This is a genomic window from Sphingomonas sp. (genome assembly GCF_030145815.1).
GTDB lineage: Bacteria > Pseudomonadota > Alphaproteobacteria > Sphingomonadales > Sphingomonadaceae > Sphingomonas.
On the sequence record NZ_JAIXHL010000054.1, the window covers coordinates 1 to 10,579 of the forward strand.

The window sequence follows — 10,579 nt, forward strand, 5'->3', positions numbered from 1 at the left end:
GTCCGGGATTCCACGCGCACGGTGTCGAACCCACAGGTGTCCTCAGCGTTTTCGAGCGGGAAAACAGCATCCGGGTCGTCCAGATGCTCTCCGTAAAATTTTCGGATCGCGCTGTGATCGCCGGAATTGAAGGCGGTGAGCCATTCCTGAAAAACAGCGCCTACAGGATCAGATTGTGCCTGCAAAGGACTGACGCCCAACGCAATGAACAGCCATGCAAGAAGGCCCCGTTTGAAGATCATGGCATTGATGCTCCTAATAATCGAGCCGCCTCAGGGCAGCGGATGTCATGCCAACGCTCGCACTTGGTAGGAGGCGCATGACGGCTTTCAGTTGTTCGCAACGAGTGTTGCCGCGACTTCCCGGATGGAGTTGTCGATCGCTCGTAGGGCATGAGCACGTTCTGCTTCTGGGAAATTTGGCGTGCGCTGAGCGGCGACCGAAGAGCGGATGGCCTGCAAGCTGGCAAGCCCCTCTGTCAGCGTCGCGTGGACCGGGGCGGGTGTCGCGCTTGCGCATATGACCGTGTATGTTTGGACACCGCCGCTTCCCTTTATGACCATCGCAACGGGCGTCGCGGTCCGTGCTAGGTCGCACCCGCCTCCCGGTGAAAAATCCGCTGGCAAGGTCATTCCTCCGGGCAGCGGCGCGCCGAGCGTGACAGGCATACCATCCACGATGAGCGCGAATCCGCCGGAACCGTCAGGCTTCACGCCGATTGTCACGACCTGCTTGCTGGTCGCCCTCCCGGAGGTGCCAGGCGCCGTGGCGGCAAGCGCGCCGCCACCCAGCAAGGTGAGCGCAACACCGCCGAACACGAGGCACCTGTTCGACCGTGGCCTTTGCCTGAGTGTTATCAATCTGCCTTTCAGGTTGGATTGTGCCTTGAGGTTACATGCGGGCAAGGTGCCGATACCTGCGGCCTTAGCCAGAACTTGGGCATAAAGAGGAAGTGCGTCCGGCTTCCTTGAGGCCAAAACATGTGCATCGACCGCAAATTCCTGATCTTCGCGGAACGCGCGGATGGCGAGCCATGCACCGGGGTTCCACCAATGCGCTGCCAAGACGAAAAGCGACACCCAATTGGCGATCAGGTCGCCTCGCAGGTGATGCGCAATCTCATGCGCGAACACCAAATCCCGTTCATCTGCATCATAATCCCGTGCAAATGTGCATGGCACCACGATGAAACGTCGGAAAACGCCAAACGAGAGCGGTCCTTCGATATCGGCCGCGACAATACTCACCCGACCCAAGGAACCGATCTCCGCACCTTCCCGACGCAATCGGGAGCAAAATACGAAGTAGCGGATAGCATAAGTGCTCAGGAGGACGGCGGCTCCCGCAAGCCAGACGGCAAACAGTGTCGTGCCGATTGATGACAGTCCCGGTTCGAGCGAAGAGTCCAGCGCACCTCGGGGACCAATGAAGAGGATGGACGTGCCGAAGCTGGACGTTTGCTTTGCGAGCAGAGCCTCAGGTCCATGCAAGGGCAGCGGCGGCAAGATCATCCGTATCGTCGGCAATGCCCATAAATAATAACTCAGTCGCGGTCCTAACCAACGGCGGACAGGCGCACGAATCGCGATGACCAGCACCATTAACGCGCTCGAAGCGAGAAGCGTCCAAATGCCCCAAGCGATAAGGGACGTCATGCCTTAAAATCCCTGAGAAGGGCCTGTATCTCGGCGATCTCTTCGGCACTGACAGCATCGCGTTCGACAAAATGTGCCACAAGAGGCATCAAGCGTCCGCCGAACAGTCGATCAATGAGCAGTCGCGACTCTCCAGCAACATAATCTTTGTGAGCGATGAGCGGATGATAGAGATAACGTCGTCCATCAGCCTTGTGCGCGATAGCCTTCTTAGCAACGAGACGCGCGAGAAGTGTTTTAACAGTGTTGGCAGACCAACCCTTCTCTGCGGGCACGCGATCCATGATATCCTGCGCAGTGAGCGGACTGTCCTGCCACAGAACCATCATGACAGCAGTTTCGGCGTCGGTTATTCGCTCCATGCGTTTTCTGCCCCATTGACTACATCTGTAGGTATCATGCCTACAGATGTAGTCAATGTGGAAAGTTCCAGATTCACCGGTCCGCTCGTGTCCTTTTACCCCAACCCGGCCCCCGCCGCCTTGTCAGCTACGGGCGTGGGCATGACCGCCTGAGCGATAGCGGTTTGCACCTGTCCGGTTCGTTCGCTTATGGCGGACACCAGCTTGCCGCGATCATTGGTGAAGATAGTCGCTGATTCCTTGGCGCGGGAAATGCCGACATAGAAACTCTTGTGATCGACAAGGTTGGTCGCGGCGCTGTCGGCGTGGATCATCACATGATCGGCGGTGCGCCCCTGTGCGGCAAAGGCGGTATCAACATAGGCATGGGCGATATGCCGGTCGCGTGCGGAATCGAAATTGAGCGTTTCGGTTTTGCCGTCCGGCGTCTGGATGATGGCGGTGCGGGTCTGCTCGTCCACCGCGATCACCTCGCCGCGCGCGCCGTTGATCCGGCCCGCCTCGCGGTCGTTGCGCGTGAACCGGATGGCATCGCCGGTTTTCAGGTCCATCGGCTGCGGCGCGAACGCTTGGCTTTTGCCCGCGCCCCATTGCCGCAAGCGCCAATCCACCTCGCGGCCATCCTCCGATTTCAGGGTTATCGCGGCTTTCGCCGGGTCGGTGTTCTCCACGCGGTAGGCTTCCCCGCGCGTCACGCCTTTATCGGCATAATCGCGGGTGAACCTGACCACATCGCCCTTGTCGTAACTCAACGAGTCGCGCGCCTCGGCACGGGTCAGCCCTTTGTTGGCAAGGCTCTCCACCGCAACGGCGGGGCCGGTGAGTGCCCCCGTTCTGGTGAGGGCATCGCGAATATCGGCGGTGAGCGCATCGCGCCCCTCGCGCGACGGCTCGATAACGAGAGTGCGGGCGCGGCTGGCCTTGTCGAGTCCAGCGTATCGCTCGGCAATGGCGGCGAACCGCTCGGCCCGGTCGGCGTTCTCGATGATCTGCCCGCCGCCCCGGTCCAGCGCCGCAAGGGCTTTCTTCGCGTCCCCCTCGATAGAGGCCAGCACGGCCTCCTTGGTGGCGTCATTGGTCTGCCGCACGATCTCGGCCAGCTTGGCGGTTTCCATGCCCGCGCCCTGCAACTGCCCGAACGCCGCGCCCGCCTCGACAGAACCAAGCTGCTTCACGTCACCGACAAGGATGATGCGGGCATCATGCCTGTCGGCCAGGTCGAACAGCCGCGCGGTATCGCGCGCCGACAAAAGCGATGCCTCGTCCACGATCCACGCGGCGGGGCGGGCGGGATCGGGCCGCTCCGGCGATAACAGGTGCCGCGCTACGGTATCGCTGCGGGTGTCCAGCGCCTCGCCCAGCACCATCGCCGCCGATGCGGTCGGCGCAAGCGCCACTATGGACACGCCGCGCGCTTCGGCCTCGCGGGCGAAGGTCGCGAGAACGGTCGTGGTCTTGGCGGTGCCCGCATAGCCCTGAACGGCGGTGATGCGGTTGCGACTGGTCAATAGCTGCGCAGTGGCGGCGCGCTGGTCGGTGTTCCAGCCATAGCCTGCGCGCTCGGCCTGCGCCGATGCGCTGGCGATAGCCTTAGCGGCAGCAAGGTCCGACGCGATAGGAGCCAGCGCGCCGCGCCCCTCCGCCTCGATCCGCAACAGCTTGGCTTCGGTTTCGACATTCTGGCGGGTGGTGAACCCGGCAAACTCCGCACCACGCGGGTCCTGAAAGGTCCGGTCGATCAACTCGCCCTGTTTGGCCGCGGCGTCGATGGCCGCGCCGATCTGGGCATAACCGATCCTGCCCAACCCGATTCGTCCGGCTTCCTCTTGCAAGGCGGCTGCGGAAAACACCGACTGGCGTTCGCCCAGCTTGTCAGCGGCATGGGCGACGGCGCGGGGTGCGGCTCCGTCGCTCTGCATGTCGAAGGCTGCACGATGGGCAGGGCCGGCAGCCTTGGCCTCCGCCTCCCTGACCATCGCCAACCGCGCCTCCGGCCCGAACCCGGCTCCGCTAGCCGTCTCGCGCCAGTCCGCGACAAGGTCCGCATGATCGGCGGCAACCTTGGCTTCGCGGGTGTCGAGCGCGGCAACCTGCTTTTCCAACGCGCTAGCGGCATCGCGGGACGTGCCGCGTTCGGCCAATGCCGCCTCGATTTCGGCGCTGCGGGTGCTGAACGCGGCGAGCACCTCACCGGATATGCCCTTGATCTCGAACATGGACTCTTTGCCCGTCTCAATCTCATAGCCGAGTTCGCGGACCTTCAACGCCAGTTCCTGCCGGTAGATGGCCCCGATCTGCTTTTGAAGCTGGTAGAGCGCACGGGGTTCAAGGCTGCGCCACGCGCCATCCTCGCCCGTCGTGGCGTTCATAATGACGTTATGGGTATGAAGCTGCGGGTCCTGGGCGCGGCTGGTGCCATGCTGGAAGCTGGCGATCACCAGATTGCCGGTGGCCTCGCGGGTCACGGTGCCGCCGTCCCGGATACGGGTGGCGGCCATATGCTTCTCGACATGGGCCATTGCGGTCCTGACGGCCTGCCCATGCGCTGCGATCAATCGCCGGTCGCCCGCGACCTCGGCCATGATCGACACCGACTTGGGTGCGCTCAGGGTCACATCCCAGCCGGGGCGATGCTCAAGCTGGCCGTCGCGATAAGTGCCAAGCTGCCCGCCCGCCACCTTGCCGTCCAGCAAGTCGCGGAACTGCTCGCGGTCCACCTCGCCGGACAGGCCCAGCGCCTCCGCGCCCGCGCCCTGCCATTCGGAAGGCGACAATCCGCCCTTGGAATAATAGTCGTCGGCCTCATAATAGCTGGCGGCCTGCGCCGAACTGGTCAGCGCGGAAACGGACGCGACCATCACACCGGCCCCTGACTGGCGGGCGATGGCGGCGGCGACGGTTCGGGCGGGGCCAGCCCCATTTTCTCCCAAAGCGTCATGTCCGGTTTGCCCGCGATGAATCCGGGCTGGCGGGCAGGCCCGCGTCTTTTGATGTGGTCGGCGGTCAAGCTGATCCGCGCGACCGGCAAGCCATCGGGAAACAGCAAATACCCTTGATATGCGGGAAGCCGCAATTCGCTTTCAAGCACGGCGGGCCGCTCCCTGCGTATCCGGCCCAAGGTGGTGCGAGGGTCATTGTCGCCATCGGCCAGCGCGTCGGTCATGGTCTGGATCTCGACCTCCTGACTGCCAATGGCATCGCTCGCCCATTGCCGGGTTTCCGCGTCGATGGTTTGTAGGAACAGCTTGGTGTTGCAGCAGCCCAGCATCGACTCTGCGATCTGTGGGCCATAGCGGTTCTGCATCTGGCCCAGCGCCTGAAAGGTCAGCACGACCGCCGCGCCGAACTTGCGCCCCTCCGGCAACAGCCGCGCCAGATTATCGACGCAGGGAAGATCGGCCAGCTCGTCCAGCACGAACCATATGCGCCGGTCGGGGGATGGCGGAAGGCCCAGCACGGCGCTGGCCGCACATTCCAACCAGCAGGCCAGCAAGGGTTTCGACGCCTCGAAATAATCCTCCTTGCGCGGAACGAATATCCAAGGCTTCGCACCCGTCCGCTTGTCCAGCCCGTGGATGAAGTCGCGGAAGGCGAAGGGCTTGCCGCCGCTGTCTTCGACGCGGAGAAACTGAATCAGGTCGGCGGCCTTGGCGAGCATGAACAACACGCTGCCGGTCGCCCGGTCGGCATCCTCCGCGAAGGTGCGCGCCGATGATGTGTCTTTCAGCCGTTCCTTGAGTTCCTCCTTGGTCATGTTCTGGAACATCGCCAGCAGGTCGGCCAAGCCGGGCTTGTCCTGCTTCCAGAGGTCGCGCAGCATGTTGGCGACAAGGATGCGGGCCGTTTCCAGCCACACGTCATTGTCATGGCTGCTCGTCTCGGTGATGAACTGTTGCGCGATGCGGGCGGCGTCGGCGGGGTGGGCGATTTCGGCGAATGGCGTCCAGAAGGCGCACCGATCATCGAAGGGGTTCAGGATGATGTCGCCGCGCGCCGGATTATAGTAGTGCGCGATGAACTCGCCGCTGGTGTCATACACCAAGGCGGCTTCGCCCCGCGCCTCGATCCCGTCCAGCAATTGCCGCAAGGCTGTGGTCTTGCCGCTGCCGGTCGTGCCGATCATCGCCATGTGCCGGGTTTCCAGCCTCGCGGGAATCGGCACCGTGCCGATGGCGAGCGCATGGGGACCGGCGTTCTTGGCGGTCAGCTTCGCCAGCTTCTTCTCCGGTATTACCCGCGTTCCGGTGATGACACGATCCCGCAAGGCCCGCTCGCGCCGCCGCCGCATGGTTCCATGAAACAGGAACAGGCCGGACAGCCATGCGGCAAAGCCCAGACATCCGCCGCGTATGGCATAATCATAGGCGAGGTGAACCGACTGGCGATACCGGGGATGGGCGATGGTCGCGCGGGCGGAGAGATTGTCATAGGTCCGGCCCCGGAACCGGATGCTGATAGGCGCGTCGGCGTTCCTGCCGAACGTAGCGGCCAGCTTGACCTTCGCCGTGGCATAGGCGGCGATGGCATCCGTCCGGTCCTCGTCCAGCATCACATAGGGCACGGCGACCGCGCCCAGGGCGACCGATGACGCCATGATGACGCAATGCCGCTTGAAGCGGTCCCACTGGTTGCCGCGATATTGTTTCCGCAAGGCGTCGGCATGGATGCGCTGGTCATGGGGTTGGCTGCGCGCGGTCATGGGCGCTTCTCCTGTGAAAGCCGCCGCTGGCGGTCATAGGCCGCGTTGATCTCGGCGGTGATGGTGTCGTCATTCGTGCGCGCGCCCAGCGCCGCGTTGCGGGCGTAGCAATAGGCGGCGCAGGCGGTGAACAAGGCTCGGTCCAGCATCCGTTCCACATCCACGATACGGGTGCTGACCGATGCAAGTTCGGTCACGATCTCGCGGGCGTCGATCCCCTTGCCCGCGCCGTGAACGAGGGCGGCCAGCCCTGAGTCCACGACACGGGCGAGCATCGCATATTCGCTTAACCCGTAGGTCTTGGCGAAGCCCGCAACGGTGCGGTGTTGAGCCGGGGTGAGCCGCACCGTCTGGGCACGGGCGCTCATCGTGTCGTTCCCGGCGAGATGCTATCCGCCATCGCGGGAAAGGGCGGAATCCTGCCGCTTCTCTGCTCCGGCGTTTGGTGCGATGCCATCAGCATCCCGTCAAACCCGCAGAAAAGCTGGATGCACCCGTGCGTGAGGTGTGTATCTGAATTGTTGGCTCGATGCGTAGCATCGCAGCCCCGCAACCTTGCCTTCCGGCGCTCCGGCTCAACCATGATCCGGCCCTTCCGCGTCGTCATCGGCAACCGGCCGAATGCGCTCCTGCCGCGCGACCCAGTCCGCAATTTTCGCCTTGGCTTTGCGGTCGGCCTTGCGCCGGCCGAACTCCACCGGGACCGGGGAAAGGTCGTGAAGGTCATGGTCGGCGATCCATTGCCGGATAGCCTGCTCGATGGCCCATTCCATATGCTCTTGCAGTTCCCGCGCCTCGAACGGATCAAGGTGCGCGGTGACGCCGGGGGAGAGGATCAACCCGCCCAGCGGAAAGGAACGGTCCTTCACCCACTGGCGCGGACCGTCGATCCGGCAAAAGCTGGTCTCACCATGATAGAGGGCGAGCGGCGGGCGTTCGGCCCTGCGCCAGTCGGTCAATGCGGCGCGGAAGGTTTCGCCGTCCTCGTCCTCGGCAAGAATCCCGTTGATGATCGGCAAGGCGAAACAGGCGGTGCGATATTCTGCGACGAAACGCAGATTGATCTTGCGGCCCGTCCAGCGCCAATCGGCGATGCGGTCCAGAACGCGGTGGAAAACAGACATAGAAGCTCCTCTCGTGAAAGCTCACGATTGTTCGGGGTCATGGGATGGGTGGCACGCAGGCGCGGAGCGGCCCGCCAACTCAAAAGGCTGGGGCCGTGGAGCGCCTGCGGGTCAGATGACGGTTCGGGACTGCGCCAAGCGCCGGATGGATTCCGTGGTCAGCAGCGTTCGCCTGCCGATCTTGATGGCGTCCAGTCCACCGGACTTTATCAGCGCGTAAACCGACGATCTTCCAACGCCCAGCGCCTTGGCGGTGTCATTGATGGATATGGCAATGGGTTCCATGTGCGTCTCCTTGCTTGCCGACTCGCGGCCAGAGACATTCCAAGTTGCACATGATTGCCTGTGGACCGTCCAGTAATGGGAAAGCCGCAAAAATCCGCCAATGACGCGTTGGTCAGAAAACAAATGGCGCGCGGCAAAAATGTCCCGCCGATTCGGAAAAAAGGAAAACGGCTGTCAGCGGCCTTCGGGTGAAGGGCGATTCTTCAAATGATTGAAAATTTTTCTGGCATAGGGGATCAATAATTTGCGGTCGGGCACGTCAGCGGACACATTGGCAGCGCTTTGGAACCATTCCAAAAGCCAGTCGGTGATGGAACGCGTCGCAGCCGCTTCGTCGTTCAGGTCCAGCGTGTCCAGCATCGGATCGGTGCGCAGGTCGAAAATAGCCTCGGCGTAGGCGTATTTTATGTTCCGGCCCGATCCTCCCGCACGCTTGGGCTTGACGCTGAGTTCCTTGATAACCTCATCGGGGTCCGCATCGACCTTGATGACCTCCGAGATTCGCTTTCCATCGGGAGACAGGCACAAGGCCCGGACTGCGGCGAAGTTCGACAATAGAAGAACGCGCAAGCTTCCGAACACATAGCCGCGATCCAGATATTGCTCTGCCCCTTTCCTATCCAGATAATAAATCTTCGGGGAGCTATCGAGCCGTAGATAAGCGAAAAGCCTTTCAAGCGTTTCCTTCGTCTCGTCGCTGGCACCAGCATAGATCGCCTCGCGTGGTTTCCAAAGCCTGCCGCTTCCGTATTGATCGCGCCGCCAATACCATAGGATACCGAAGGGAAGGAAACAGGCTAGGATAGCCATCCCGAAGAGGGTATTTTCCCAAGTTTTCGAGTATAACGAAGCCAGTCGGGACATTATCAGGAAGAAGAGTGGAAAAGCGATAGTGATGGGGATCGGCCACGCATACAGGCGAGATTGCTTCCCAAGATACCCGTCAACGCCTTGGATTATCCCGTCAACTTCGTCCTGAGCTTCGCGTTCATCTTCATTGAGGATTCGTAACGAAATTCTCCGAAGTGAGCGGTCGTCGTCATCGTGATTCATTGCCTGATCCTCTCCCAATGGGAGGCTGATTGCCGTTATCCCGCAGTTCTTCCAGATAGTCGCTCCACCATTGCGCCATTGCAACACGTTCGCGCCAATAGGCGGATTGGTTGTAGATGCGCCGGACCTCACCGGCCACCATGTGCGCCAGCGCCCGTTCGATGGCGTCGGGGTTCCATTTGCCGGATTCGTTCAGCAGCGAGGATGCGGACGTGCGGAAACCGTGCGCGGTCATCTGGTCGCCGGAATAACCCATGCGGCGCAACGCAGCGGTGACGGTATTCTCGGAGATTGGGCGCGCTCGCGTCCGAACCGATGGGAACACATATTTCCCTTTCCCGGTTAGCGTGCGCATACTTTCCAGAATCTCCAGCGCCTGCCGCGACAACGGCACCGCATGGGGCTGCCGCATTTTCATCTTTTCAGGCGGAAGCGTCCAAATCGCCTTGTCGCAACTGATCTCTGCCCATTCCATCTGTCGCAGTTCACCGGGACGCTGAAACAGGTGCGGGGTCAGCCTGAGCGCGTGCATGACTGCCGGGTCGCCACTATAATCCTCAATGGCCCGGAGCAACGCGCCAAACTCGACCGGATCGGTGATCGCCGCAAAATGCTTGGCCCTTGGCTGGATGAGCGCGCCCAACAGCAGTTGAGCGGGATCGCGCTCCGCCCTCGCCGTGGCGGCGGCATAACGGAACACGCGGCTGGCGAAAGAACGCAGCCGCTTGGCGGTTTCATAGCGCCCCCGCCGTTCGTGATGTTTGATCTCATACAGCAATTCGGCAGGACCGATTTCAGAGACCGGCCTGCGTCCGAACTCATCGCCAAGCAATTTTAGCAGCCAGCGATATTTCTCCAATGTGCGCGGCGATACGCCTTCCTTTTCCCGCTTGGCAATCAACTCCTCCGCCACTTTCGCGAAGCTGTTTTCCGCCCGCATACTCGCTTCGATCCGGGCCTGCCGCTTGGCAAAGTTGGGATCAACCGCATTGGCGACTTGCCTCCGGGCGGCATCGCGCGCCGAACGCGCCTCGGCCAGCGTGATTTCAGGGTAAGACCCCAGTGCCAGTTTCCGCTCCACGCCGTTCATGCGGTATTTGACGCGCCAGAGCTTGCTGCCCCTTGGATTGACCAACAGATACAAACCCTGCGAATCTGAGACTTTATAGGGCTTTTCCTTGGGCTTGGCGTTGCGGATTGCGGTGTCGGTTAGTGCCATTGGGGGCCTCGCTTCCATGGGGGCCTCTCAAAGCCCCCAGATTAGGCCCCCATCTTCCACAATTGCAGGCAGACAAAGGCGGTCGCTGGCAGCCAGCGAATGCCCTTAAACTAGCGGAAATCAGGGGTTTTTTCAACCTTTGGCGACCTTCGCCAAACAGAAAATTGGTAGCGGAGGAGGGA

General features: G+C 61.9%; 10 protein-coding genes. All 10 read right to left on the reverse strand.

The window, feature by feature from the left end; genetic code table 11:
* Nucleotides 1-242: hypothetical protein (locus KYX69_RS22345; RefSeq protein WP_300501574.1), on the reverse strand; the 242-nt coding region annotated here is incomplete at its 3' end.
* 87 nt (nucleotides 243-329) lie between these two features.
* Complete coding sequence (locus KYX69_RS22350) at nucleotides 330-1,655, reverse strand: M56 family metallopeptidase (protein ID WP_300501575.1); 1,326 nt, start codon at nucleotides 1,653-1,655, stop codon at nucleotides 330-332.
* The gene (locus KYX69_RS22355; RefSeq protein WP_300501576.1) at nucleotides 1,652-2,017 is read right to left on the reverse strand and encodes a BlaI/MecI/CopY family transcriptional regulator; all 366 of its coding nucleotides are present in this window, start codon (nucleotides 2,015-2,017) and stop codon (nucleotides 1,652-1,654) included. The genes KYX69_RS22350 and KYX69_RS22355 overlap by 4 nt, the downstream gene beginning before the upstream one ends.
* A gap of 95 nt (nucleotides 2,018-2,112) precedes the next feature.
* Entirely contained in the window at nucleotides 2,113-4,875 is a 2,763-nt protein-coding gene (gene mobF, locus KYX69_RS22360; RefSeq protein WP_300501577.1) for a MobF family relaxase, read from the reverse strand.
* Nucleotides 4,875-6,716: a type IV secretion system DNA-binding domain-containing protein gene (locus KYX69_RS22365; protein WP_300501578.1), complete on the reverse strand. Its 1,842-nt coding sequence runs from the start codon at nucleotides 6,714-6,716 to the stop codon at nucleotides 4,875-4,877. Before KYX69_RS22365 ends, mobF begins: the two co-directional genes overlap by 1 nt.
* The gene (locus tag KYX69_RS22370) at nucleotides 6,713-7,084 is read right to left on the reverse strand and encodes a hypothetical protein (protein ID WP_300501579.1); all 372 of its coding nucleotides are present in this window, start codon (nucleotides 7,082-7,084) and stop codon (nucleotides 6,713-6,715) included. Before KYX69_RS22370 ends, KYX69_RS22365 begins: the two co-directional genes overlap by 4 nt.
* Nucleotides 7,085-7,291: 207 nt before the next feature.
* The gene (locus KYX69_RS22375) at nucleotides 7,292-7,840 is read right to left on the reverse strand and encodes a hypothetical protein (protein WP_300501580.1); all 549 of its coding nucleotides are present in this window, start codon (nucleotides 7,838-7,840) and stop codon (nucleotides 7,292-7,294) included.
* A gap of 111 nt (nucleotides 7,841-7,951) precedes the next feature.
* Entirely contained in the window at nucleotides 7,952-8,125 is a 174-nt protein-coding gene (locus KYX69_RS22380) for a helix-turn-helix domain-containing protein (protein ID WP_037487227.1), read from the reverse strand.
* 174 nt (nucleotides 8,126-8,299) lie between these two features.
* Nucleotides 8,300-9,178: a hypothetical protein gene (locus KYX69_RS22385; protein WP_300501581.1), complete on the reverse strand. Its 879-nt coding sequence runs from the start codon at nucleotides 9,176-9,178 to the stop codon at nucleotides 8,300-8,302.
* Entirely contained in the window at nucleotides 9,165-10,397 is a 1,233-nt protein-coding gene (locus tag KYX69_RS22390; RefSeq protein ID WP_300501582.1) for a site-specific integrase, read from the reverse strand. Before KYX69_RS22390 ends, KYX69_RS22385 begins: the two co-directional genes overlap by 14 nt.
* Between the last annotated feature and the right edge of the window lie 182 nt (nucleotides 10,398-10,579).